General features: G+C 44.9%; 29 protein-coding genes and 1 tRNA gene. 23 read left to right on the top strand and 7 right to left on the bottom strand.

Annotated elements, in window-relative coordinates:
* The first annotated feature begins 2 nt into the window (after positions 1-2).
* The 4 genes from ICV89_RS07640 to ICV89_RS07625 all read left to right on the top strand — a co-directional run bounded on the left by ICV89_RS07640 (position 3) and on the right by ICV89_RS07625 (position 3,589).
* Positions 3-722, top strand: coding sequence for a GntR family transcriptional regulator (locus tag ICV89_RS07640; RefSeq protein ID WP_215307910.1), 720 nt, complete (start codon positions 3-5; stop codon positions 720-722).
* 4 nt (positions 723-726) lie between these two features.
* Positions 727-1,719, top strand: a complete 993-nt coding sequence (locus ICV89_RS07635) for a YeiH family protein (protein ID WP_215307908.1) — start codon at positions 727-729, stop codon at positions 1,717-1,719.
* 84 nt (positions 1,720-1,803) lie between these two features.
* Positions 1,804-3,063 (top strand): sulfite dehydrogenase, encoded by a 1,260-nt coding sequence (gene soxC / locus ICV89_RS07630; RefSeq protein WP_215307906.1) that lies wholly within the window; start codon positions 1,804-1,806, stop codon positions 3,061-3,063.
* Positions 3,053-3,589 carry a c-type cytochrome gene (locus tag ICV89_RS07625; RefSeq protein ID WP_371817833.1) on the top strand — a complete coding sequence of 179 codons (537 nt, stop codon included), beginning with the start codon at positions 3,053-3,055 and terminating at the stop codon, positions 3,587-3,589. The genes soxC and ICV89_RS07625 overlap by 11 nt, the downstream gene beginning before the upstream one ends.
* 19 nt (positions 3,590-3,608) lie before the next feature.
* Here the strand turns inward: ICV89_RS07625 and ICV89_RS07620 are convergent, their stop codons facing one another.
* On the bottom strand, positions 3,609-3,773 hold the full coding sequence (locus tag ICV89_RS07620) for a hypothetical protein (RefSeq protein WP_215310411.1): 165 nt from the start codon (positions 3,771-3,773) through the stop codon (positions 3,609-3,611).
* A gap of 106 nt (positions 3,774-3,879) precedes the next feature.
* Positions 3,880-4,656 (bottom strand): ferredoxin--NADP reductase, encoded by a 777-nt coding sequence (locus tag ICV89_RS07615; protein ID WP_215307904.1) that lies wholly within the window; start codon positions 4,654-4,656, stop codon positions 3,880-3,882.
* Between the two features lie 149 nt (positions 4,657-4,805).
* Between ICV89_RS07615 and ICV89_RS07610 the strand changes: the two genes are divergently transcribed.
* The 3 genes from ICV89_RS07610 to ICV89_RS07600 are packed head-to-tail and all read left to right on the top strand — an operon-like array spanning position 4,806 to position 6,085.
* Positions 4,806-5,078, top strand: coding sequence for a hypothetical protein (locus ICV89_RS07610; RefSeq protein WP_215307902.1), 273 nt, complete (start codon positions 4,806-4,808; stop codon positions 5,076-5,078).
* Between the two features lie 40 nt (positions 5,079-5,118).
* Complete coding sequence (locus ICV89_RS07605) at positions 5,119-5,604, top strand: isoprenylcysteine carboxylmethyltransferase family protein (RefSeq protein ID WP_215307900.1); 486 nt, start codon at positions 5,119-5,121, stop codon at positions 5,602-5,604.
* A 28-nt stretch (positions 5,605-5,632) separates the two neighbouring features.
* Entirely contained in the window at positions 5,633-6,085 is a 453-nt protein-coding gene (locus ICV89_RS07600; protein ID WP_215307898.1) for an OsmC family protein, read from the top strand.
* An 81-nt stretch (positions 6,086-6,166) separates the two neighbouring features.
* On the opposite strand, the gene lysS is transcribed toward ICV89_RS07600, so the two are convergent.
* The 4 genes from lysS to ICV89_RS07580 all read right to left on the bottom strand — a co-directional run bounded on the left by lysS (position 6,167) and on the right by ICV89_RS07580 (position 11,592).
* Positions 6,167-7,723 carry a lysine--tRNA ligase gene (gene lysS / locus ICV89_RS07595; protein ID WP_215307897.1) on the bottom strand — a complete coding sequence of 519 codons (1,557 nt, stop codon included), beginning with the start codon at positions 7,721-7,723 and terminating at the stop codon, positions 6,167-6,169.
* Positions 7,724-7,757: 34 nt separating this feature from the next.
* Positions 7,758-8,862, bottom strand: a protein-coding gene (prfB, locus tag ICV89_RS07590) for a peptide chain release factor 2 (RefSeq protein ID WP_215307895.1) whose coding sequence is annotated in 2 segments (ribosomal slippage) — positions 7,758-8,780 and positions 8,782-8,862 — 1,104 coding nt in all. Because the reading frame shifts where the segments join, the coding sequence is not laid out codon by codon here.
* A gap of 28 nt (positions 8,863-8,890) precedes the next feature.
* Positions 8,891-10,636 (bottom strand): single-stranded-DNA-specific exonuclease RecJ, encoded by a 1,746-nt coding sequence (gene recJ, locus ICV89_RS07585; protein ID WP_215307893.1) that lies wholly within the window; start codon positions 10,634-10,636, stop codon positions 8,891-8,893.
* Entirely contained in the window at positions 10,633-11,592 is a 960-nt protein-coding gene (locus tag ICV89_RS07580; protein ID WP_251370815.1) for a hypothetical protein, read from the bottom strand. Before ICV89_RS07580 ends, recJ begins: the two co-directional genes overlap by 4 nt.
* A gap of 67 nt (positions 11,593-11,659) precedes the next feature.
* Between ICV89_RS07580 and ICV89_RS07575 the strand changes: the two genes are divergently transcribed.
* The 16 genes from ICV89_RS07575 (at position 11,660) to ICV89_RS07500 (ending at position 25,050) form a co-directional block, all read left to right on the top strand.
* Positions 11,660-12,922 (top strand): lipoprotein-releasing ABC transporter permease subunit, encoded by a 1,263-nt coding sequence (locus tag ICV89_RS07575; protein WP_251370814.1) that lies wholly within the window; start codon positions 11,660-11,662, stop codon positions 12,920-12,922.
* Positions 12,915-13,610: a lipoprotein-releasing ABC transporter ATP-binding protein LolD gene (lolD, locus tag ICV89_RS07570; protein WP_215307889.1), complete on the top strand. Its 696-nt coding sequence runs from the start codon at positions 12,915-12,917 to the stop codon at positions 13,608-13,610. Before ICV89_RS07575 ends, lolD begins: the two co-directional genes overlap by 8 nt.
* Positions 13,607-14,467, top strand: coding sequence for a TatD family hydrolase (locus ICV89_RS07565; RefSeq protein WP_215307887.1), 861 nt, complete (start codon positions 13,607-13,609; stop codon positions 14,465-14,467). The genes lolD and ICV89_RS07565 overlap by 4 nt, the downstream gene beginning before the upstream one ends.
* A gap of 4 nt (positions 14,468-14,471) precedes the next feature.
* Positions 14,472-16,961, top strand: a complete 2,490-nt coding sequence (locus ICV89_RS07560) for a DNA internalization-related competence protein ComEC/Rec2 (protein WP_251370813.1) — start codon at positions 14,472-14,474, stop codon at positions 16,959-16,961.
* A 43-nt stretch (positions 16,962-17,004) separates the two neighbouring features.
* Positions 17,005-17,196 carry a type II toxin-antitoxin system HicA family toxin gene (locus ICV89_RS07555; RefSeq protein ID WP_215307885.1) on the top strand — a complete coding sequence of 64 codons (192 nt, stop codon included), beginning with the start codon at positions 17,005-17,007 and terminating at the stop codon, positions 17,194-17,196.
* Complete coding sequence (locus ICV89_RS07550; RefSeq protein WP_215307883.1) at positions 17,197-17,589, top strand: type II toxin-antitoxin system HicB family antitoxin; 393 nt, start codon at positions 17,197-17,199, stop codon at positions 17,587-17,589.
* 326 nt (positions 17,590-17,915) lie between these two features.
* Positions 17,916-19,253: a tyrosine-type recombinase/integrase gene (locus ICV89_RS07545; protein ID WP_215307882.1), complete on the top strand. Its 1,338-nt coding sequence runs from the start codon at positions 17,916-17,918 to the stop codon at positions 19,251-19,253.
* A 228-nt stretch (positions 19,254-19,481) separates the two neighbouring features.
* Positions 19,482-19,709 carry a hypothetical protein gene (locus tag ICV89_RS07540; RefSeq protein WP_215307879.1) on the top strand — a complete coding sequence of 76 codons (228 nt, stop codon included), beginning with the start codon at positions 19,482-19,484 and terminating at the stop codon, positions 19,707-19,709.
* Positions 19,706-19,873 (top strand): hypothetical protein, encoded by a 168-nt coding sequence (locus tag ICV89_RS07535; protein WP_215307877.1) that lies wholly within the window; start codon positions 19,706-19,708, stop codon positions 19,871-19,873. The genes ICV89_RS07540 and ICV89_RS07535 overlap by 4 nt, the downstream gene beginning before the upstream one ends.
* On the top strand, positions 19,866-20,693 hold the full coding sequence (locus ICV89_RS07530) for a toprim domain-containing protein (protein ID WP_215307875.1): 828 nt from the start codon (positions 19,866-19,868) through the stop codon (positions 20,691-20,693). The genes ICV89_RS07535 and ICV89_RS07530 overlap by 8 nt, the downstream gene beginning before the upstream one ends.
* The gene (locus ICV89_RS07525; protein WP_215307873.1) at positions 20,690-21,739 is read left to right on the top strand and encodes an AAA family ATPase; all 1,050 of its coding nucleotides are present in this window, start codon (positions 20,690-20,692) and stop codon (positions 21,737-21,739) included. The genes ICV89_RS07530 and ICV89_RS07525 overlap by 4 nt, the downstream gene beginning before the upstream one ends.
* Before the next feature lie 188 nt (positions 21,740-21,927).
* Positions 21,928-22,386 (top strand): P27 family phage terminase small subunit, encoded by a 459-nt coding sequence (locus tag ICV89_RS07520; RefSeq protein ID WP_215307871.1) that lies wholly within the window; start codon positions 21,928-21,930, stop codon positions 22,384-22,386.
* A gap of 237 nt (positions 22,387-22,623) precedes the next feature.
* The gene (locus ICV89_RS10940) at positions 22,624-23,628 is read left to right on the top strand and encodes an HIT domain-containing protein (protein WP_251370812.1); all 1,005 of its coding nucleotides are present in this window, start codon (positions 22,624-22,626) and stop codon (positions 23,626-23,628) included.
* A 59-nt stretch (positions 23,629-23,687) separates the two neighbouring features.
* Positions 23,688-24,047, top strand: coding sequence for a hypothetical protein (locus ICV89_RS07510; protein WP_215307870.1), 360 nt, complete (start codon positions 23,688-23,690; stop codon positions 24,045-24,047).
* A 17-nt stretch (positions 24,048-24,064) separates the two neighbouring features.
* Positions 24,065-24,577: a hypothetical protein gene (locus tag ICV89_RS07505; RefSeq protein ID WP_215307868.1), complete on the top strand. Its 513-nt coding sequence runs from the start codon at positions 24,065-24,067 to the stop codon at positions 24,575-24,577.
* 8 nt (positions 24,578-24,585) lie between these two features.
* Positions 24,586-25,050: a hypothetical protein gene (locus ICV89_RS07500; protein ID WP_215307866.1), complete on the top strand. Its 465-nt coding sequence runs from the start codon at positions 24,586-24,588 to the stop codon at positions 25,048-25,050.
* Positions 25,051-25,199: 149 nt separating this feature from the next.
* On the opposite strand, the gene ICV89_RS07495 is transcribed toward ICV89_RS07500, so the two are convergent.
* Positions 25,200-25,276 (bottom strand) — tRNA-Met (locus tag ICV89_RS07495).
* Positions 25,277-25,281: the final 5 nt, after the last annotated feature.

Below are 25,281 nucleotides of genomic sequence, written 5' to 3'. Positions count from 1 at the left end.
GCATGAGAAACCTGACCGCTTACGAGGAAGTCAAGCAAAAGATCACCGAGGATCTGGTCAGGGGTCGATATCCTATGGGGCAGGCATTGCCTGCTGAAAAGGATTTATCAAAAGAGTTGGATGTATCTATAGGTACCCTGCGCAAAGCGGTGGACGAGTTGGTTGCGGAAGGTATCGTGGTCCGACGCCAAGGCAGGGGCACCTATGTTGTTGAGCATGATCTCAAAAGACTTTTATATTATTTTTTCCACATTGTTAAACACGATGCTGAGAAAAAGGTTTATCCGAAAGTTGGGCTAGTCTCCTTAAATAGCGCTACTGCCAATAAGGAAGAGGCGAGTAAGTTGGTGATAAAAGAGGGCGCACCCGTTTGGAGAATTACCAATCGCCTGTCATTGGAAGGGCAGTGCGTCATGATTGATCAGATCACCCTAGATAAAAAGCGGTTCAAGGAATTAACCCGTGCGGACTTTATTGATCGCAAAGGTAGCATCTACCAAATGTATCAAATGGAATACGGTCAAACCGTTGTGCGAAGTAGTGAGCGTTTGCGTGCTGGCTTAGCGGGGAAGCAACATGCTGAATGGCTTGGATTAAATCCAGACTCTCCCGTGCTGGTGATCAGAAGGGTGGCGCTGGGCATTCAGGATGAGCCTCTAGAGTGGCGTGTCTCGACTTTAAATACTACTCAACATGAGTATTTCAGTGAGTTAGTCGCTTAGCTTTATGTTGATCACCACTCGGAAGAATATTCCAGGACTTTTGGTTTGCTTGGTCATTGCCATGTCGACCAGTTTTCTTTCTGAGAACTATGGTGGCCCACAGTTGTTATATGCGCTACTGATTGGTTTATCACTTCATTTTCTATACCTCAATGAGGCAGTAAAGCCAGGGATTGATTTTTGCGCCAAAACGATCCTGCGTTTGGGCGTTGCGTTTCTAGGTATTCGGATTACATTTGTCGATATTGCTGCAATCGGTTTGAATACCGGATTAATGGTGATGTTTGCAGTTGCTGCCACGGTAGTCTTGGGATTCTTTCTGGCTAAATTCTTAAAGCTGTCTACAGACTTTGGGTTGATTGCGGGTGGATCTGTTGGTATTTGCGGAGCTTCAGCGGCCCTAGCAGTAGCTTCAGTTCTGCCCAAAACAAAAGAGAATGAGCGATTTACTCTGCTTGTAGTGGTTGGGGTAACTGTCCTCTCCACTATTGCCATGGTGGTGTACCCCTTCGCATTGCAGTTGCTCGATATCACCGCTTTACCTGCAGGCATCTTTCTAGGAGCCACCATTCATGATGTGGCTCAGGTGGTTGCTGCAGGTATGTTGTTTGGTCCTGAGGCAGGTGATGTAGCAACTGTCGTTAAGCTTTTCCGTGTCGCTCTTTTGTTACCTGTTGTGTTGTTTATCTCTATTTTCTTTGGTGCTGAAAAATCATCTCAGCGCTTAGGGTGGGGTAGCCTACGTCTGATACCGACATTCTTATTGGGTTTTGTAGCACTATCAGTTATTGCCTCTATGCAGATTTTGCCAAGCTCCCTTACCCATTCTATTGGCGGAATATCCCGCTGGATGTTGGTGATTGCTATTGGTGCAGCTGGACTGAAAACAAACTTTCAGGAGTTGGCAAAGTTGGGTTGGCAACCAGTAGTCATGTTGTTAGTGGAAACCCTATTTATTGCTTCAATCGGCCTCATTTTTATTTTGAATCTTTCTTAATTGAATTGCCAATCATTATTTTGGCGGTATTCTTTTAAAAAGTGCTCATCAGTAATGCATGTATTTTGAAAAGGTGAATGACCTATGTCGGATAAAGGCAATATTGTTAGTCGTCGAAAATTTCTAAAAAATTCTGCTGGTGTTGGTGCAGGTCTTAGCGCTGCAATAGTCTCTGGCACCACCTTGGCTCAAGCCTCGGCAAGTGAGTTTTTAGAAGTAGACCCCTGGACTAAGGTGCAGGGCTCTACTTTCATCAATCCACCTTACGGCCTCCCCTCAAAATACGAAAAGAATGTAGTTCGAGTCTTGCCGTCTCCTGCTCCCACTTTCTTAACGGGCTCTAGAACACCATTGCAAAATTTGCATGGCATCATCACGCCAAATGGGCTCTTCTTTGAGAGGCATCATGCTGGCGTGCCTGATATCAATCCTGATCAGCATCGCTTAGTCATTCATGGCATGGTTGATAGGCCCCTGATGTTGACTATGGAAGACATTGTTCGTTTTCCGTCAGAATCTCGTATTTATTTTTTGGAGTGCTCCGGTAATAGTGCGGCTGAATTAAAGAAGGCAACGGGTAAAACTGCTCAGGAAATTCACGGACTACTTTCTTGTTGTGAGTGGACCGGGGTTCGTCTCTCGACTATCTTTCAAGAATGCGGAGTCCAGCCAGGCGCCACATGGGCCTTAGCAGAAGGTGCTGATGGCGCTGCAATGACTCGTAGTATTCCGATGAGCAAAATGATGGATGATGCGCTATTGGTTTATGCCCAGAATGGTGAGATGTTGCGGGCTGAGCAAGGCTATCCTTTGCGTCTATTGTTGCCGGGCTTTGAGGGGAATATGAGTATTAAGTGGCTAAGACGCCTTAAATTAGGCTCTGAACCCTGGCAAACTCGTGAAGAAACATCAGCCTATACCGACTTGCAAGCTGACGGCAAGGCTCTTCAATTTACTTTTGCTATGGATGTGAAGTCTGTAATAACGCAACCATCCGGCATGATGAAACTCAAATCAAAGGGATTCTATGAAGTTTCAGGCGTTGCCTGGTCTGGTAACGGAAAGATTAAAAGGGTTGAAGTATCAACGGATGGAGGAAAGTCTTGGGCTGATGCTATCTTGCAAGAGCCGGTCATGGATAAATCTTTGGTACGCTTCCGCTATCCCTGGGTTTGGAATGGTGAACCGACTGTATTCATGAGTCGAGCGATCGACTCTAGTGGCGACACTCAGCCAAGTATGGAGGCTTTATTAAAGGCAAAAAGTCCTAATAGCTTTTATCACAACAATGCAATTCAGCCATGGCGTGTTGCTGCTAATGGGGAGATTACAAATGGCCGTTAAATCTTTTGTGAAACTGGCTTTGGCTGTTGCATTGTCTGGAGTTTTGGTGGCTTGCTCGAGTGGATATCATGCTGCTGGCCCAGTTGGTCTTGGTAAGCCAGTTACCGAAAATCAAATCAAAGCATGGAATATTGATGTTGGTCCCAGTGGGGCAGGTTTACCTCCTGGATCCGGTACAGCTGCAACTGGTGAAATCATTTACCAGCAAAAATGCGCATCCTGCCATGGAGATAAAGGGCAGGGCGGAATTGCTAACCGATTGGTTGGTGGCGGTAGCTTAAATACAGACAAGCCAGTTAAAACAGTTGGTAGTTTTTGGCCTTACGCCACAACGATATTTGACTATGTAAAACGAGCCATGCCACATCAGGCGCCACAATCGCTGACAGATGATCAGGTGTATGCCCTAACTGCCTACATCTTGTATATGAATAAGATTGTTTCAAAGGATGAGGTAATGAATGCAAAGTCATTACCGTTGGTCAAGATGCCGAATCGAGATGGGTTTATTCCAGTCGTCAGATAAGCATCTGTGCCGAGTGTTCTTAAGCGTAAGAGTCCTCAAGCTCTTCCATCTTGATAGTGGTCATCAAGAACAGAATTCTGCGTTGAAAGTTTTTTCGTTCAGCTACATTCTCATGCGGCAAGCTATCGTGCTCACGCAATAACTGCGTAATAATCGGGTTGTAGTGCTCTCGGACGGGTGACATCTCAGTTCCTTGGTAAATATCTTCTGAAGACTAATTTACCAAGGTGTCTATATATCCACAAGAAACATATAGCGATAATTACATTACTTTTGGATATATAGCTTACTTACTTTTCTACGAATGCACGCTCAAATACGTAGTCGCCTAATTGACCAAGGCTAGGAGATACCTTGAAGCCCTTGGAATCTAGCATCTCAGCAGTTTCTTTGAGCATGGATGGACTACCGCAGATCATGGCGCGATCGACTGCTGGATCTAGCGGGGGTAAGCCAATATCTTTAAAGAGTTGCCCTGATTCAATCGCAGTAGTTAAGCGACCGGTGTGCTTGAAAGCTTCGCGCGTCACTGTTGGGTAGTAGATTAATTTCTCACGAATGATTTCACCAATATATTCGTCTTGAGTGAGTTCATCTTTAATGTAATCACCATAAGCGAGTTCACTTACCAAACGAACGCCATGAATCAAGACTACTTTCTCAAACTTCTCATACGTATCCGGATCGCGAATAATGCTCATGAAAGGTGCCAATCCTGTCCCGGTGCTAAATAAGTAGAGGTGTTTTCCTGGATTTAAGTCATCTATGACTAAGGTGCCCACGGATTTCTCGCTAACCAAAATGGGGTCGCCCACCTGAATCTTCTGAAGACGGGAGGTGAGGGGGCCATCTTGAACCTTGATGCTTAAAAACTCTAAATGCTCTTCATAATTAGGGCTTGCCACACTGTAGGCGCGAACCAATGGCTTACCTTCAACTTCCAAGCCAATCATCAAAAAATGACCACTACGGAAGCGTAAACCTTTGTTTCTAGTAGTAGTGAAGCTAAAAAGGGTGTCGTTCCAGTGATGAACGGTAAGGACGGTTTCGGTATTGTAGGCAGCCATAAATACTAATTATGAAGATGTAAATCCTAATTATCCTCATTCTGGGGATGGCTCTATAGATAAAAAAGTATTTAGCATATAAAAAGGGATTCTTTTACTTATGCTGGCTAGCCCCCTATGATCAATTTATGCCCAATTGAGAGAATCATATGTCCGCAAATCCCACTATTCAAAAGCCCCTATTTCTCACAATCATCCAGATATTTTTAGGTTTGGCTCTACTGAGCTTATCTACCCACCTGGCTCTAGAAAGTGCTCTCTATCTTGATGTCCTTAATCAGAACGGCCTAAATCAATACCATGCTTTTGGAGTGCTAGTTTGCCTTAGCTTCATTTCAGGCGTTTTCCTCATTGCACAACATGTCTTGACCCAGGATGAGGGCAGCGTTGATGAGCACTTTAATAGGGCCTTGCTGTACTAAATCCAGTTAGACTGTGGCCTTATCTTAATAAGGCCACACTATGAGTTCATTGCCACATCAATCTATCTTTGAGAGAGGGGCATGGTATGTGGTGGTGCAGGGAATTCTGATTGGCCTCATCTTATTTGGCCCTCAAGGCCCTCTTCTTGTCAGCTCAGAACCCATCACTTTCATTCTCCAGTCCTGTGGCATTGCGATTGCCTTGCTAGCCACCTTAATTATGGTGATTGCCGTCATTAATCTCGGCAAAAATCTCACCCCTTTGCCCTGCCCAAAAGACAATGCCGTTCTGATTCAGGATGGCTTATATCAATTTGTACGACACCCGATCTACTTTGGGGTGCTCTTAGCAGCACTAGCTTGGCTACTCATCTTCCCTGGCATTTATATATTGATCTATGCCATTGGCTTATTTTTCTTATTTGATATCAAGGCAAGGCGTGAAGAGGTCTGGCTGATAGAGCGTTTTCCAGATTACCGAGACTATCAGCGTAGAGTCAAAAAGTTAATTCCCGCTATCTATTAATATGGTGTTTTAAGTTATTGGAGTTTTTATGAGTGGCGAACCCTCCGTAAGACTAGTTCAGCAAGCTGATTATCAATTTGCTATTTATTACAACGAAGAACGTGATCCTATTTATGGGGATGAGCCGCCACCCCTTGGAAAATCACAGGGTGCCACCCCATCACAGTTCTTGTTGGCAGGTGTGGCTAACTGCTTGTCTGATTCACTGCTCTTTGCGCTCAGAAAGTTTAAGCAAAATCCCGAACCGATCGAAACGAAGGCCAGTTGTGAAATCGGTAGAAACGCAGAAAACCGCTTACGCATATTGGCTATCAATGTAGAGATTCGGATTGGCGTTCCAGGCAATACCCTTGAGAACCTTGAGCGTGTATTAGCGCAGTTTCAGGACTTCTGTACTGTATCTTCTAGCGTGAGCTTGGGTATTCCAGTAAATGTGACTGTCATTGACAGCGAGAGCACGAAGTTATATCCAGCTATTTAACCATTCCTGATGTAGTCGAAAAAAAGCCGCAGAGTTTGAATTCTGCGGCTTTTGATTTCTGGATCAAGGTATTCGAGCCGCTTACTCTTCCTCGCGACGTAGATGCGGGAACAAAATCACATCACGAATATTAGGTACGTCAGTTAGCAGCATGACTAAACGGTCAATGCCGATACCGCAACCACCAGTCGGAGGCATGCCATATTCCAGTGCACGAATGAAGTCATGGTCAAAGTACATTGCCTCTTCATCACCCGCTTCTTTTTGTTCTACTTGCTTACGGAAGCGATTGGCTTGATCTTCAGCATCATTTAACTCTGAAAAGCCGTTGGCGATTTCGCGACCAGTAATGAATAATTCAAAGCGCTCGGTAATGCCAGGGCGGGTATCTGATTCACGGGCAAGAGGACTCACTTCGATTGGGTAATCGATGATGTAAGTTGGCTCCCATAGATGTGACTCAGCAACCAATTCAAATAAAGCTAATTGAAGAGCGCCAATGCCAGCATTCTTAAGGGTAGGGGAGTCTGGGTTCTCGCCACCTTTTTTCAATTCAGAGCGAATGAATGCAGCATCTTCTAATTGAGCCGCTTCATAACTCTTGTTTGACTGGCCACAATATTTCAGGATGGCTTCAGTAATTGTTAAGCGCTGGAAGGGTTTACTGAGATCCAGTTCACGACCTTGGTGGGTCAAAACAGCAGTACCCTGCGCATCCATTGCTGCAGCACGAATTAAGCTCTCCGTAAAATCCATCAACCAACGGTAATCGGTATAAGCTGCATAGAATTCCATCATCGTGAATTCTGGATTGTGGCGTGGGCTCACACCCTCGTTTCGGAAGTTGCGGTTAATCTCAAACACACGCTCAAAGCCGCCCACTACTAAACGCTTCAAATATAACTCTGGGGCAATGCGCAAGAACATTTGCATGTCTAAAGCATTGTGATGCGTAATGAAAGGCTTAGCCGTAGCGCCACCAGGGATTGGGTGGAGCATAGGCGTCTCTACTTCCATGAAGTCTGCATCGAGCATATGGCGACGCAAAGAAGCAATCGTATTGCTACGCGCTCTGAAAGTATTGCGACTTTCTGGATTGACGATCAAATCAACGTAACGTTGGCGATACTTGGTCTCTAGGTCTGATAGACCATGAAACTTATCTGGCAGTGGACGTAAAGACTTGCTTAATAGACGCAGCTTGCTACATTCGACTGAGAGTTCACCTTTGTTAGTTTTGAACAAATTGCCTTCAGCAGAGATAAAGTCACCCATATCCCAGTGCTTAAATGCACCATGAATATCAGCACCACTGATTTCATCATTAATGTAGAACTGAATTTGGCCACTACGATCTTGAATGGTGGCAAAGCTTGCCTTACCCATCACCCGCTTGAGTACCATGCGGCCAGCCACTTTGACATGCACCTTCTTGGCGGCTAATTCTTCTTTGGTAAGACTGTCGTAGTGAGTGTGAAGATCTGCGGCTAAGTGGGTTGGTATAAAGTCGTTCGGAAATGCGATGCCACCTTCGCGTAGCTTGGCTAATTTCTCACGACGCTCGGCAATGATATGGTTTTCATCTACAGCTTCAGTAGCTGCAGCTTGGTTGGGAGTTGAATTCACTTGATCGTTCATATGGAATATTAATAACTGGAATGGGGGTACTGCATCAAACGCCTTGCTTCAGGCTGGCTTCAATAAAGGCATCAAGGTCACCATCTAATACCTTTTGTGTATTTGAGATCTCAACGTTAGTACGTAAGTCTTTAATCCGACTTTGATCCAGTACGTAGGAGCGGATTTGATGACCCCAGCCCACATCGGTTTTACTAGCCTCAAGCTTATCTTGCTCAGCACGACGTTTTTGCATCTCGTGCTCATACAAGCGAGATTTGAGCATCGTCATTGCTTCAGCCCTATTACGATGCTGACTTCGATCGTTCTGACACTGCACCACGATTCCGGTGGGAAGGTGGGTTAAGCGAACAGCGGAGTCGGTTTTATTAATGTGCTGACCACCCGCACCAGAGGCACGATAGGTGTCGGTACGAATATCTGCTGGATTAACGTCAATCTCAATTGAGTCATCAATCTCTGGGTATACATAGATACTGGCAAAAGAAGTATGGCGACCATTAGATGAATCAAAAGGTGACTTGCGTACCAAACGGTGCACACCAGTTTCTGAGCGTAGGTGTCCGTAAGCATATTCACCATCCACCTTGATAGTGGCACTCTTGATGCCGGCAACATCGCCATCAGATTCTTCTAGGATTTCTGTCTTGTAGCCTTTGCGCTCGCAATATTTAAGATATTGGCGTAAAAGTATGCTGGCCCAGTCGCAGGCCTCTGTTCCACCAGCGCCTGCTTGAACATCGATAAAGCAATTGCAAGAGTCCATTTCATTGTGGAACATGCGACGGAACTCGAGATCATGAATGATCTTGCTATAGCTTTCAACGTCTTGTTCGATGGCAGAAATAGTTTCAAAATCACTTTCTTCTTTAGCCATATCGAATAATTCGAGGGCGCCAGTGATGTTGCTATTTAAATCGGTGAGAGTGGCAACAACACCATCGAGCAATTTCTTCTCTTTACCGAGGGCCTGCGCTTTTTTTTGATCATCCCAGATAGTGGGATCTTCAAGAATAGAGTTAACTTCAGTAAGGCGTCGTGACTTTACTTCGAAGTCAAAGATACCCCCGGAGTGCTTGCTCACGGGTGAGCAGATCGGACAGGGTATTTGAAATAATGTTGAGTTGTTCGGCTTCCATCCCCTGATTATAAGGGGGTTATTACAGCCTAAGCCTCGTCGTGGGCCTCAATCATGAGTTGTACGCGTGCCTGCCCTTGAAAACGGTCGGTGACTAGGCGATAGGCCAGCTTGGCCTTGGCTGGCAAGGGTTGGGTGTGGTTAAACCAGACCCCAGTAAATGGCTTGCTAGCCAATGGACCGCCTCCAATCGGGCGTAGCTGCAGGCGCAGATGCTTTTCTTTCATGAGGCTTTGCTGCCCAATCTCAAATTCCCCATAAAAAATGGGTTGAGGAAAGCCTTGCCCCCAGATTTCTTCAGCCAGGAGATCGCCAGTTTCGGGTGTGAATTCAGATAGATCTAGTGGCCCATCATGTATATGGCGACGCTCTAACAATTCATCATTCAGTAAGCCGTTAGCAACTTGCTGAAACACGGTATCAAACTTTTCAAAATCGGATTTTCTAATGCTGAGGCCTGCCGCCATGGCGTGGCCACCAAACTTCAGAATTAAGCCAGGCTCACGCTTAGAAACAATATCTAAGGCATCGCGCAGATGAAAACCTGTCAGCGATCTCCCGGAGCCACGCAATTCTTCTCCGCTAGCACCATCAGCTGGAGCAAAGACAATTGCGGGACGATTAAATCGTTCTTTCAGGCGAGAGGCCACGATACCAACCACCCCCTGGTGCCACTCTGGATTCCAAAGACAGATGCTAGAGCGCTCTGCCATCGTGCCTGCTAATTGATCCTCAGCAAGATGAGCGAGAGCGGCTTCTTGCATGCCGCCTTCAATAACGCGTCGCTCGCGATTGATGCGATCAAGTTCATAAGCCAGCTCAATGGCTTGCTCAGGCTTATCGCAAATTAATAAGCGAATACCTAAAGTCATATCCGCCAGACGTCCTGCTGCATTTAAGCGAGGACCGATAGCAAAACCTAAGTCAAAGGTATTCGCTTTGCGAGGATCGCGCACAGCCGCCTGAAACAGCGCCTGAATACCTGCCTGAGATACTCCCGAACGAATACGCTTGAGGCCATTAGAAACCAAGATGCGATTATTGCGATCAAGCTGTGCCACATCCGCTACGGTGCCTAAGGCCACGAGATCCAAGAGGTTCTCAATCTTAGGTTGAGTCTCAGTAGTAAATTTACCGCGCTGACGAAGCTCTGCACGAAGTGCCACTAATAAATAGAACATCACACCTACACCGGCAAGGGCTTTGCTCGGAAAGCTACAGCCTGGTTGATTGGGGTTAACGATTGCAGTGGCTTTAGGTAGTCGATCTCCTGGAAGATGGTGGTCGGTCACGATGACTTCCATTTCTAGCTCGCGGGCTCGATCTACCCCAGCTTCGCTAGCAATGCCGTTATCGACTGTAATGAGATATTTTGGTTTAGGGTCTTGCTGAGCGGCAAGATCAACAACCTCTGGAGTTAGTCCATAGCCCATCGTAAAGCGATTGGGCACCAAGAACTGAATGGGAGTATCTGGTCCACCCAACATCTTTAATCCACGCAGAGCAACAGCACATGCAGTAGCGCCATCGCAGTCATAGTCTGCTACTACCAGCATAGACTCTTTGCGCTCCAAAATATCGGCTAGCAGGGTGGCAGTACTGATGCAGTTTTTAAGTTCTACTGGCGAGAGTAGTTGCTTTAGATCTAAAGAGAGTTGATCTGGCTTATCGATGCCGCGTGCTGCGTACAGCCTGGCTAGCAATGGGTGCAGACCACTTTGCTGTAACCAGCTAACTGTGCGATCAGAGAAGGGACGCTGAGAAAATAGACTCATGATGAAATAATTTTTTGCCAAGTTAAGGGTTCTGATTTTTTCCAGAAGGCCCATGACAGTTTATTTAAGTCCTTGGAAGTGAAAATTCTGTGGCGAATTTGACCCTTGGGAAAATCAATCACTTCGATTTCATCTAACTCATTACCCAAGAGTGCTGCTCTTAAGTTATCCCAAATACTCTCAGGGCGATCAATCCATGCAAAGGTATTTTGCAGATTTGAGAAATCAATTTCACGCTGCTGAGGGATTGCAAGGTATTTAGCTAAGCCAGCCAAGAGGGGGTGATCTCCGTATATCTGGTCTACATTCTCCAGCAATGGGGGAGTCTGGATATCAGACAGTTTGCCGATACCGCTAATCCATAAGGAGTTGATGCTGGGGTATCCGCGTTGTTCTCGCTCCTGATTGACCGGGTCAATATGCCAGAGCATCTGAATTTCATTTTGGAGTTTGCGCCAGAGCTTAGCAACTCCAATCACGTTTGTATCGCGCGGCATCCACCAATCAATATTGCGACCATGCGCTTGATCAATAGAGTGCGTTGCAAGACTGGCAAATGGACCAGCTGAAATAAACCAATCACGTTGACCTTGGAATAACACCTTATTTCTAAAATCTTCCTCGATGAAGGGGAGGGCAACTTGTAGCAAGCTAACAGATTCACTTGCTGTCAGATCAATCTGACTTTGGGCCATCAGGATTAAATGATCCCGAGTGGCATGAAGGTGGACTGGCTGAAGACAAGCAATGGCTTCATTCGGGTTAACTTCTAGGTCGCTTTGACCTAGAAGTAACACTGGGGCAATCGGTAGTTGATCGCCCAGTAGAAAGCGCTCTTGTGGAAGTCCGCTGGGCGGGGTATTACCCTCTAATCCCGCGTCAATAGCATCTTCTCCCGACACCATCAGGGTAAAGCGTCGCAAAGAACTTGTAAGGAAGGTCAAATTGGTAGTCATTCCCCTGATTTTAGGTGGCATTTACAGAAACCATCTGTTTGCTCGTTTAATTCACTAAACTGTAAGCATGTTGAGACTTCCCATTGAGCTAGAAATTGGCCTGCGCTATACCCGATCCAAGCGTCGCAAGACGGTGGGTAAGCGTGATGGCTTCCTGTCTTTTATTTCTGGAATCTCCACTGCAGGTATCGCTTTGGGCGTTGCTGCCCTGATTGTGGTGCTTTCAGTCATGAATGGCTTTCAGAAGGAGGTGCGCGACCGCATGTTATCCGTCCTTTCTCACGTTGAAATTACTGCCCCAGATGGTTTGGCCAATTGGGAGCCGATTGCACTCAAGGTTGCTGCCCAGCCGCACGTAGTGGGTGTTGCGCCAATGGTCAGCTCGCAAGGTTTGCTCAGTCGCGAGAACGTGATGCGTGGCGTGTCTATTCGGGGAGTGTTGCCAAGTGAAGAGGGCAAAGTCTCTGATTTACCTAAACAGTTTGTTGCTGGCAGCATTGAGGATCTCAAGCCAGGGGCGTTTAGTGTTGCCTTGGGGGCACAGCTTGCCAATATGGTTGGCGCACGGGTTGGCGATCGCATTAACTTAATCGTGCCAGAGAGTGATCTCACTCCAGCAGGTGCCATGCCCAGAATGCGGACGCTTCAAGTCGTCGGCATCGTGGACAGCGGTCATTATGAATACGACAGCTCTTTAGCCATCATGCACTGGAAAGATGCTGCAGCTTTACTGCGCTTACAAGACCCATCCGGCTTACGCGTGAAGGTCGATGATATGCAGCGTGCACCAGAGATAGCTTCTGAATTAGCCCAAGTTGTTCCACAAGCTTTGTGGGTGAGTGACTGGTCGCGTTCCAATCGCAATTGGTTTGCTGCTGTTCAAACAGAACGAAAGATGATGTTCATCATCCTCACCTTGATTATTGCGGTAGCTGCTTTTAATTTGGTATCCACCTTGGTAATGACAGTGAATGAGAAACAAGCTGACATTGCCATCTTAAGAACGATGGGCGCAAGTCCTGGACTTATTCAGCGAATCTTCTTGGTACAAGGTTTGGCGATTGGTCTACTAGGTTCTTTAGCCGGAGTTGGCTTAGGTCTCCTAATTGCGTTAAACATCGATGTGATTGTTCCTGCAATTGAAGCTATCTTCCGCGTGCGTTTCTTGCCACGCGATGTGTACTTTATCAGTGAGTTGCCATCGGACGTTCGTTTATCTGATGTTCTTACTGTTGGCCTTATGGCTTTTGGCCTTTCTGTATTGGCTACACTCTACCCAAGTCGACGAGCCGCTCAAGTTCAGCCTGCGGAGGCATTGCGCTATGAGTGATCCCAATCAAATCATTTTGAGTGCGTCGGGCCTTGCAAAGACCTATGGCAAAGGGTCGACAGCAGTTGATGTCCTAAAAGCAATTGATTTACAGGTAAGCGCTTCCGAGAAGGTGGCCATCGTTGGCTCTTCTGGTTCAGGAAAAAGCACTTTATTACATCTACTAGGTGGCTTAGATACTCCAAGTGCAGGTACCGTGATACTTGCTGGGCAGAATCTTCATCAATTGCCAGTAAGTAAATTAGATCAACTGCGTAATCACAGTCTGGGGTTTATTTACCAGTTCCACCATCTTTTGGATGAATTCAGTGCCATTGAGAATGTGGCGCTACCTTTACGTATTCGGGGCCTAAGTAATGAAGAGTCCATGGAACGAGCAAGCGCAATGTTACATGCAGTTGGCCTAGCAAAGCGTGTTCAACACACGCCAGGTGAACTGTCTGGTGGTGAGCGTCAGCGTGTTGCAGTGGCCCGTGCACTAGTTGGCAATCCTTCTTGTGTTTTAGCGGATGAGCCAACGGGTAATCTTGATACCGAAACTGCCGATGGCGTATTTGACTTGATGTTGGATATTGCTCGTGAGCAGGGTACCGCTTTTGTGATTGTGACCCATGATCCTATTCGTGCTAAACGTTGTGACCGGATTTTGCATTTAGAGCGCGGAGTATTAAAGATCTTCGCACAATGAGCGAAGTGAATACAGACCTTGCATGGGTGGATACCCATTGCCATGTAGACGCGCCAGAGTTTAAGGATGTCCTGCCGAGAATTATTTCAGGTGCGGCGGATAAAGGCGTTAAAGCCATTCTGCTACCTACAGTTCAAGCTTCCGATTGGGATCCAGCCAAAACTTTAGCAAACCAGTACGGCAATCAAATCCCAGGATTGGTGTACACGCTAGGTATTCATCCGCTTTATATCAATCGAGCGCAAGAGAGTGATATCGGTGCTCTTAAAAATCAAATTGAGCAATCACTGGATGATCCTCGATTTGTAGGTATTGGTGAGATCGGCTTGGATTATTTTGTGGAGGGACTCGACCCTCAGCGGCAAGAATTTTTCTTTCACAAGCAATTGGATTTGGCACAGCAATTTCAGTTGCCGGTGATTTTGCATGTGCGTCGTTCACAGGATGCCATTCTGAAAGCTCTGCGTAAAAGAACCGTTTCTAGCGGTATAGCGCATGCCTTCAATGGTAGTCATCAGCAAGCTGAGCAATTTATTGCACTAGGATTTAAGCTTGGATTTGGTGGTGCTGCAACCTATGATCGGGCATTGCAGATTCGCCGTCTCTTAAAAGAGCTGCCACTAGAAAGTATTGTTACTGAAACTGATGCGCCGGATATACCGCCAGCCTGGCTCAAAGAGGCGGGCGGTCTATTTAATGAGCCTGCGCTACTCCCCAGAATTGCGCAGCAATTAGCAGGTATTCGTGGAATTAGTGAAGAAGTATTTTCAAAAGCAGTTTGGCAAAATGCCATGCAAGCATTGCCCCGTTGGTCATCCCTAATGACTGACAATCCAAACCTACAATCCGCTTCTTAAGAACTTGCGCATCAATATTGCGGCGTTTATCGCCGGGGGATCGCTACTTCTACTTTTACCGACTGTGCCAGAGTATTGGCGCTGGATGTGCGCGGTAACTATCATTGTTTTTCTATTGGGTTTTTACCTTAATCGCCCATTGGTCCAATATCGCCATGCTAGCAGCCTATTACTGGCAGTCTGTTGTTGCGCCTTGGGGTTTGCTTGGAGCGCATATTACGCACAGGATCGTTTAAGCAATATCCTAGCCTTAGAGCATGAGGGTAAAGACCTTGTGCTCGAAGGCAGGGTCAATGCTTTACCCCAGAGCGCTTCTAGCGGCGCAAAGTTTTCTTTTGAGGTGGATCGGGCATTTTTGGGGCGCGAGAGGATTAGATCATTTCCTCCGCAGGTCTATTTGAGTTGGCAGCCTGCATGGCGCAATCCTCAGGATGTACCGGAAGTCATTCCAGGTCAGCGCTGGGAACTTAAGGTCAAAATTAAAAGACCTTATGGATCTCTGAATCCCCATACTTTTGATTTTGAGCGCTGGTCATTTCATCAAGACTTTGGTGCAAGTGGGTCAGTTAGGTCAGGACAATTAATTCTTGAGAAGGATATTGCTTTTACAGAATTTACTCTAGCCATGGAGTATCAGCGGTGGAAGTTAAGGCAAAAGATTCAGCGCTTACTATCAAAAGATGCTCGTTATGGCGGAGTAATTGCTGCCTTAGTGATGGGAGATCAAAATGCAATCGACCAAGAAGATTGGCGTGTATTTAATGCCACTGGAATTGGGCATCTCATCTCCATATCAGGTCTTCATGTCACGATGTTGGCAGGATTTGGCGCTATGCTCGCCACATTTATCTGGCGTCGCAACACACTGCCGCTCTCGGTTCCGGTTGGCAAGGTCGCAGCTGCAGTAGGATTTTTGACAGCCTTCGTGTATGCGTGGCTGGCAGGCTTTCAGATTCCTGCGCAGCGAACGATGTATATGGTCGGGGTAGTTGCCTTTGCCTTATGGTCTGGCAGAAATCCTCGTTCATTTGATATCTGGTGGTGGGCTCTATTTTTTGTACTAGTGATTGATCCGATGGCCACTTATACGCCGGGGTTCTGGCTTTCGTTTGGAGCGGTAGCTGCGATTTTGTATGCCATGCAGGATTCTGCTGGCTTGTTGGGCTTACCTACTGGTAGAGAGCTGGAGGTTCATTGGAGAAATAGGGTGATTCAAGCGCTCCGTGAAGCATGCCGAGTTCAAGCGGTTGTCACCATTGCGCTTTTACCATTGACCTTGTATTGGTTTTATCAAGTCTCGATTGTTTCGCCCCTGGCGAATGCTATTGCTATCCCTGTAGTGAGTTATATCGTGACCCCCTTAGCTATTGCTGGCGCCTTGTTGCCTGACTTCATTGGTAAGTACTTATTGATACCAGCGCATGCCACGATGGACTACTTAGCAATCATGCTTGCGTGGATGGCTAGCTGGAAATGGTCAATCGCTTGGTCTAGCCAGCCAGCCTGGTGGGCGATAGCCTTATCGACCATCGGAATCCTTATAGCGATTCGTCCTGGATCTATTCAGGAAAGTTGGATGTCAAGAATAGCGGGCCTCGTATTGTGCGCAACCCTATTTATTCAGTTGTCGACTAGTGCCCATTTAGAAAAAGGCGAGTTTCGCGCAACGGTACTCGATATCGGCCAAGGCACGGCAGTCCTGATTGAAACTAAAACAAAGCGACTGCTATATGACACCGGACCGATTCAGGGAAAAGATAATGCTGGACAAAGAATCATCCTGCCGTATTTGAGGGGAAGAGGAATCAATCACATTGATCGCATGATAATTAGTCATAGTGATAGCGATCACATTGGAGGTGCCGCAACTCTGCTCAAAGAAATCAGCTTCGATTCCATGATGGGATCTTTGCCAAGTACTAATCCATTACTCGAGAATTTGAAGGAGAGAAAGATTCCCGCAATTCCCTGTCGCTTTGGTCAGCAATGGTCATGGGATGGGGTTGACTTTCATATTTGGCATCCTCATGAGCATACCAATTTTGAGGATCACCACCCCAGAAAGCCTAATGAAGTCAGTTGCGTTCTGGAAGTTCGCAATCAAACTACTTCATTTTGGTTAACGGGTGATGTTGAAAAGCAGGGTGAGGCCGAAATCACTGAGCGCTTAACTCAAAAAGCCCTCAATCATTTAAGGAATAAGAATTTGATATTCATGGCACCGCACCACGGTAGCAAAACATCCTCTTCTCAAGAGTTCTTAACGGCACTCAGTCCCGATGAAGCATTTGCACAGAACGGGTATCGCAATCGTTATGGACATCCTCACTCATCAGTAACTGTCCGATACCAAAGTATGAATATTCCGTTTTATCAAACACCAAATACTGGTGCGCAGGTTTGGGAATTTCCGGCTCAATCAGAGCGTAAGCAGACTGAGTCTCGATTTTGGCGACAGGATAGAAAGCGGCTATGGCATCGAGAAGCGCGATAAAGAAACTTTGGTGTGTATGGTGTGTATAATACGAGGGAGATAGATGCATAGCAAAAAGCTAATTGAGCTTTTAAAGGGTGATGGATGGGTATTAAGCAGAACAAAAGGATCGCATCACATATTTACTCATAAAACAAAGTCTGGCCATGTCTGCATCCCGCATCCAAGAAAAGACTTAGGTATGGGGTTGATAGAAAAAATACTGAAACAAGCCAGATTAAAAGAGGGGTCTTAGATGAAATATCCAATAGCGATTGAGCCAGGCAGTGAGAAAAACGCATGGGGAGTTGTTGTTCCAGATTTGCCTGGTTGTTTTTCTGCTGCTGATATCGGTCTTGATGAAGCAATAGATCAGGCTAAAGAGGCTATAGAGCTTTGGATTGAGATGGCTTTGGATGGGGGCCAAGTAATACCAAAGCCTAGCTCCTTAAGGGAGCTGCAAAAGAAAAAAGAATTTAAGGGCTGGGTTTGGGCAATTGTAGAAATTGATCCAGCATTGCTTTCGGATGAAATTGAGAGAATAAATATCACTCTGCCAAAAAAGGTTTTGGCTAGGTTAGATGCAAAAGCAAAAAAGGCTGGAGAAAACAGATCTGCATTCATTGCGCATTTGGCGCTAACTGCTTGATGAGTTAAATTCCTTGAGATCTTAATGCTGGCCAATATATGACCTAGAAAAGCAAAAAGGCTTTAAAGACATAATCGCCTTCAAAGCCCTCTACTTGTTTGGTTGCGGGGGCAGGATTTGAACCTACGACCTTCGGGTTATGAGCCCGACAAAATGGCTCGTTTCAGACCCTTATAAAATCTCAAATTCCTAGTAAGTATAAGCCTAAACCTAGTATTTTTAAGGCTTATAGCCTATTCCGCAATATTCCCCAATTTTCCTAAATATTGCTAGAATTTGCCTACGATGTGCCTACGAGTTGAACTTCGGGGCAAATAGGGCAAAAAATGGAAACCACCTTTAAATTCACCTTAGCCGCAACCAAAGACCTCAAATGCTTAGAGGGCAAGCAACAAACGCTCTATTGGGATGCCAATATCAGGGGCTTAGGTCTGCGTATATCTCAGACGGGTAAAAAGTCCTTCTTTTTCGAGAAGCGGCTTCACGGCAAAACAGTTCGCTATCCAATTGGCGATATTCCGTTCGACAAGGTTCAAGAACTTGCCTACGACCTTCAGCACAAGTTTGCCCTTGGCATTGACCCAAGACAGGAACGAGAAGAGAAAGGGCTTGCCCAAGCCAAAGTTAAAGAGCAGAAGAAGGCTCAGGCTGATAGGGAGAGGTTGCTTGTAAAAGATGCTTGGGATGATTACATCGAGTATCAAAAATCACTCATGCCGTTGAAAGGTCTGGCTAAGGGTAAGAAGTGGGGTGAGAGACATCTTCAAGACCACCTCAACATGACTCAGCAAGGCGGCATTCCTCACAAGCGAGGTAGCAAGGTAACAGTGCAAGGAGTTTTGTATCCGTTGCTTCAGTTAAGGCTTGCAGAGATAACCCCAGCCGTGTTGAAAGATTGGCTTAACGAAGAGAGAAAAACACGACCCAACAACGCACGGCAAGGCTTCCAGATGTTTAGAACATTTTGGGGGTGGTGTGCCAAGGATGATAGATACAGAGCGATTGTGAATCGTGAGACTGTTTCTGAAGATAGTCTTTTAGCAATATTGCCTAGCAAGAACAGCAAGAAGGATGGCGATGTATTACGAAAAAATAATATTGCCGACTGGTTCACTGCGGTTCAAAAATTATCTAACAAAGTTATCTCCGCATATCTTCAGTGCTTACTGATTACTGGCGCAAGAAGAGGCGAGTTAATCACCCTGAAATGGTCTGATGTGGACTTCAAAGCCAAGACTGTGTGGTTAAAGGACAAGATTAAGACTGAGGGTCGCTACATCCCTTTAAATCTGTATATGGAGCAGTTGATTGATTCATTACCCAGACGGAACGAGTATGTATTTAGCAGTCTGGAGGCGAAGGAAGGATTTATTACTGAGCCTCGAATTGCGCATAACCAAGCCATCGCATTGGCTGGCATACCTCACCTATCAATTCATGGATTAAGAAGGTCTTTTGCATCGTTGTTTATTTGGGCTGAACAACCTGATGGTGCTGGGGCAAGAATCCAAGGTCATGCGCCGCAAAGTATTAGAGATAAGCACTATCTTGATATACCAATCGAGTTGCTTGCTAAGTGGCACAACGGCTATGTTGATTGGCTTTTAACTGAAGCGGGTATTCCATTGCCGACAGTTGAAGCAAAAGGATTGCGGGTTGTATAGATGTATTACACAAAAGATTAAGAAAACTTAACAGTCCGAATTTATATACGCAGATATTTCTATATTTGCCCTTGAATTGATTGTTTGTTTACCCTACACTAAGGATGTCGTTACATTTTTAATGTAATCGCACATACAAGATAAGAGCAGTAACAGTTTCAAAAAGACAAGACAAGATAGTTCCCGCTATGTGGCGAGGAATGAACTCATCTTTTTGGAGCATTACTGATGAAATCTTTTCAAGAAATTCCTGAAGGCTTGGCTCGTCTAGCCAATGGTAGGGATAACATCCTTACTCATGAATTGGGCATAGCAACAAACACAGCAACCCAAACAATCCGTAAGCACCTGTGCCAAACAGGTTCGTTTCACGGAATTATTCCAATCAAAATTGGCGGCAAACTGCAATTTCCAGTTGGCGAGGTTGCAAAGTTGGTTCGTGGAGAAGTCCTATGAAACCAATAAAAAAGCCCGCTGGAACGGGCTTAGTTACTACTTCGGGCAGCCTCAATTTTAAAGCAAAACTCAAACAATTTGTAGTGCAAATGGCTTGCTATGGATTGCTTCCGTTGGCAATGGCTGATTGGTTGATTGCATCGGGGGGGTTGAATAATGAATAATTCTTTTCAAGACTTCATTCGTTCACATGGGTTTGAGCCTAAGCCTGAAATCTTTGCTGGCAAATTTATTCGCTTTGGTCGGAACAATTCTGTATCGGCAAAATTATTTGATGATGGACTTGCTGGCTATCTTCACGATTGGCGAACGGGCGAAAAATATTTTTGGTTTGCTAATCAAAACGACTCTTCATCTGCTGATTATGCAAAAAGAAAGGCTCAGTCTGAGGCTCTAAAAAAAGCCCATGACGCCAAACGAAAACTTGCCTATGTTCAGGCTTCAAAGCGGGCAGAGGAACTGTTTAGCAAGGCTTCTGAGGCTTCTGCTAGCCATCCTTACTTGATAAGGAAGCAAGTTGGAGCATACGGAATAAGAGCCATTGAAGACAGTCTCTTAATCCCTGTTTACTCAGTGCTGGGCGACATTCAAACAATCCAATTCATAGATACCGAGGGAAATAAGAAATTTCTCAAAGGCGGTCAAATGCAAGCGGGATGCCACTTCATTGGTGAGATTCGTGAAGGTAAGCCAATTTATGTTGCTGAGGGATATGCAACCGCCGCTTCTGTTTATGAAGATACGCAGTGTTTAACGATTGTTGCTTTCAATGCTGGAAATTTAATTAATGTTGCCAGCGCATTGCGAGAGCAACTACCTAATGTCCAGATTGTGATTGCTGGCGATGCTGATTCTGTGGGCAAGGCTTATGCAGAGAAAGCATCAGCGGCAGTAAACGGCTTAATTCTCATTCCTGATTTTGGTCAAAACACAGAAGGCTATACCGATTGGAATGATTACTTCACCAAGGGGGCAAGAGCATGAGCCAACTTGAAAAGTTGCTAAACGAGCAAAAAGTTGTTTTCCTCAATAACGACCCATTCAAAGGACTCTTATCTATGGAAGTTACAGAAGAGATTATTCAAAACATTGCTGATGCCAAATTTGCATGGCGGCAATTGATACCCGAGGGGCACATGGTAGTTATCTGCTCTAAAGCGAACGGCGGCAAGACCACTCTAATGGTTCATATCGCTGGCGAGATGGCAAAGGCGGGTTACAGGGTTATGTATATCAATGCTGATGCTTCAGCCAGCGACATTAAGGACTACAAGTTTCACGCCATGGAGTATGGATATACCCTTATTAACCCAGACCTGACTAATGGGACAGCCGAAAAGGTTATCGAAGAGTTGCGACAAATCTCAACGGCAGAGGGCGACTTCTCGAAGGTGGTGATTGTTTTGGACACCCTAAAGAAATTTGGGGACATGATGAATAAAACTAAGTCAAAGCAATTTAATTCACTACTCAGAACGCTGACCACCAAAGGCATCACAGTTATCTGCTTGGCTCATACGAATAAGCACGATGATAAAGAGGGCAAGCCAATCTTTGAAGGCACTGGCGACCTGAGAAATGACTTTGATGAATTGATTTACTTAATCTCAGTCCGAAATCCCGATAGCACCATCACAGTCTCGACCCTAAAGGATAAGACTAGGGCTGATATTCGTGATGAAAGTTTCTTGATTACTCCTGATAGAGAGGTGAAGAGGCTAGACCACCATGTAGATACTTTGGCAATCAATGAGTATCAAAAGAACCTAGCCGATGACCAGCCTGTGATTAAGTTCATCTTGGAGCATATCTCGCCTATATCCAAGACGGCGACTGAGTTACGAACTATCGCCATAGATAACAAGGCTGGCTTTAGCCGTAGCCGCATTGATGCGGTTCTCAGGAGATATTGCGCTGGCAAGAGCCCAGACCCTAAGTGGACTGCAAGCCCAGCCTCAACGATTGGCTTTAAGTATGGGGTTATAGACCCTGAATATGCGGAGCAACTACGAAAAGAGTGGGAGGTCTAAAAACATGGAACTTCGACAACTTCTAAAACTTCTAAAACTTCGAGCAAATATGGGGAACTTTCATAAGTTTCAGAATATTTATGTTTTCCTCACCCCCAATTTATGGCTAGAAACTCTTTTATTTTGGAGACTCTTTTCAAGCAAGTCGGCTACAAATTTTTCGCAGATGTCCAATTGAGGAGAAAACTATGAGATACAAAACACCTATAGAGATTAGAAAGGCGCTCAACATTAGAGTTAAAAATCAACTGGCTGAAATTCCTGTTGATATGCGATGTCGAATTCCTGTCGCAGAATGGCTCGATGACCCTAGTGCCTTTTCAAAAGCAAGATTTATAGAGGAGACAATGAATTTCATCAGTAGGGTCTATGGATTTGAGCCTGAATCCTATAAATACCCAGTTCTATTCTTGGCTGACGAGTTGCAAGTCTATTGTGATGCGACAACTGGGTTTTTGGGGAGTGGTTCTGAGATTGTTATTAATGGGAAGCAAAACCCTTGGCTAAAGGTGCGAGATGGCGCAACTCAGAACATTATTAAGTTGAGTCGTGAGTTGGGGTTAACTCCCGCTTCTCGATTGCCCACAACCACCATGCAAATGCCCGAGAGGGGTGTATATGACATTCTGCCCTTTCCGAGTGATTAGACTGACATACTATCGGTTACAGTAATTAGAATTAATGAGATAGGAGTAGTGAAATGGATAATTACGGAGCAATTGGCGCTTTAGTAGTGTTGATATTGTTTTTTCTATTGGGTAGAGAGGTAATTTGTTGGTATTTCAAAATCAACAAAAGGGTCTATCTACTTGAGGAAATACTCGATGAACTGAAGCAAAAAAATAATAGCGCAAAGTAAATTATAGAAATCTATTGGAATCGCAGTGACCTTTAGCGAACTAAAAAAATTTATCATTGAAGATATGTCAATGAGCCACATATATCAGCCTGTGATGCTGATGGAATTGCTTAGGCACGATGGTAAGGCTACCGTTGAAGAGATTGCTCAAGCCATCCTAAATCACGACCCTACTCAGATTGATTATTACTCTGAAATAGTAAAAAACATGGTTGGAAAGGTTTTGACTAACAATAGGGGTATTACTGAAAAAGATAAAAATACATACTTACTGAAGGATTCCCAGCAATTTAGCGCTGCCGAGAAGAGTGAGTTGATAGAACTTTGTCATAAAAAAATTCAGGAGTATGAAATAAAACGCAATGGCGACCATTGGGAGCATCGTAAGCGTGGTAGAAGACCAATATCTGGCTCAATTCGCTATGAGGTTTTGAAGCGCTCAAAGTTTAGGTGTGATTTATGTGGAGTGTCTGCCGATAAACGCAGTTTAGAAGTTGACCACATTCACCCTAAAAGTCTTGGCGGCAAGGATGACATCAGCAACTATCAATCACTTTGTTATGTGTGCAATGCTCAAAAGAATAATAGGGATGATTCAGACTTTAGAAATTTAGATGATTTTTATGAGCATCGAAAAGATGGGTGTCTTTTCTGCGATGTTCAAAACATCAACAAAGAGCGAATAGTTGATGAAAATTCTCTCGCTTATGTAGTTAGAGATGGATTTCCCGTAACTCAACACCACTCACTCTTTATTCCCAAACGGCATGTAATGGACTATTTTGGTCTCACGCAACCTGAGATTAATGCAATACATCAACTTATTGCTACTCAAAAAGAGTATCTTGATAAATTAGATGTTTCTATCGATGGATATAACATTGGCATGAATTGCGGTGAAACTGCTGGGCAATCAGTGTGGCATTGCCATGTTCACCTCATCCCAAGAAGAAGGGGTGATGTCGAGAGCCCTAAGGGTGGAGTCCGCCATGTAATCCCCAATATGGGTCATTATGAGGATAAGAAGTGATTAGATTCGCATGCTGTAGTTTTCTCTTTTTCATTCTTACGGGGTGTGCTTCAACTCCTGTGTCAACAAGCGAGGCAATACAGATTCCTGATTCAAGAGTATTGGATGGTGGAAGGCAGTATCTATTGCCATCTAGGAATTCAGGAATCTTTATAGTTAAGCGAGATAGCGGGATTATGGGAGTTGCCTGTTCTACCAAGATTTATCTGAATGGAAAAAGCATTGCTGACTTAGATACATCCGAGAAGGTTGTTCTAAATCTGCCTGTAGGTGAATATATCGTGAGCGCTGAACCCAATGGCGTGTGCGGCGGCGGCTTAACTGAAGTGAAATTCAATGTGAAGGATAATTCCCAGTCAGTATTTAGGTATGGAACTTCAGGTAACGGTAGTCCATCTATTTATCCAACTGCTTTTTAATCTAAATGAGAAAACCTATGAAACGATTCATATTTATCCTAGCCCTTACAATCTTTTCTCTTCCAGCCTTTGCTGATGTAATTGAAAAAGTTGAAACTGAAGTTTTTACAACTACTGGAACTGCTGCCCAAATTACAGCCAAAGGCAAAGGTTGCATGGCCGAGATACTAAAGAATGACAATATCGGTAATTCAACAACTCAAAACTTGTTTTCTTATACAGGCGATGACAAATTAATCGCTACTGCTAGATTTGAATACATTTATCTGCTTCTTCGCCAAAGCCTTCAAGCGAAATATATCTTTGAAGCCAAAGATGGTCGGTTCAGAATTACCAATACTGATATTGGTTACAAGCAAGTCAAAACAAGTGGAACATTAGGGTGGGGTGCATCGGTTGAGTCATCAACAAGTCATCAGCCAATTGCAAAGGTCTGGGGAACAGGATACGAAGAGGCTGAAAGCCAATTACTTGCAATGGATAAGAAAATTGCTGAGTGTGTAATGAATGATAAAAAGTCTAACTGGTAGGGGGCGACATGGGCTATGTATTTTTTTGGATTGCTTTTTGTATTGTTGTGGCGATAGTTGCCAGAAGTAAAGGTCGGTCTGGAATTGCTTGGTTTTTCCTCAGTTTCTTAATATCGCCGCTTCTTTCATTAATACTGGTATTGGTTCTAAAGCCAGCGGAAGTTGAAGTAGTTGTAGACGAGGTTGGCTTTGATGGCAGTCGTGATTTAAATAATGATGCCTATAAGTTATTTTTGTCAAAGAAATATGACATTCAAAAGAATGATGTATTCAACAAGTTCGTATGTAGGGAGCAAATGTATCCAACCATTGAGGAAGCCTTGGTTTACGCTCATGGGCTCGAACAGGAGTTGACGGCAATTCGCAAATCGAAGTTACTAGATGGCGGTCAGATTGAGTGTTGTAAGTGCGGAGGCAAAAATCCCGCTGATACTTCGGACTGCAGATATTGCGGATATAAATTGGAGACTTGAAGTTTGAATTAAATAATCTAAGCAAATTCAGAGTGGTGGGGCTGGTAACAGCCCTTTTTTATTCCCCAAATTTGCCTACGATGCGCCTACGACTAGGCAAAAAAGCAAAAAGGCTTTTAAGCCAATTGACCTAAAAGCCTTCTACTGTTTGGTTGCGGGGGCAGGATTTGAACCTACGACCTTCGGGTTATGAGCCCGACGAGCTGCCAGACTGCTCCACCCCGCGTCTGA

The organism is Polynucleobacter sp. Adler-ghost, assembly GCF_018688495.1.
Lineage (GTDB): Bacteria > Pseudomonadota > Gammaproteobacteria > Burkholderiales > Burkholderiaceae > Polynucleobacter.
Note: the sequence above shows the minus strand (reverse complement) of the source record. Positions and strands in the feature narration are given on the sequence as shown.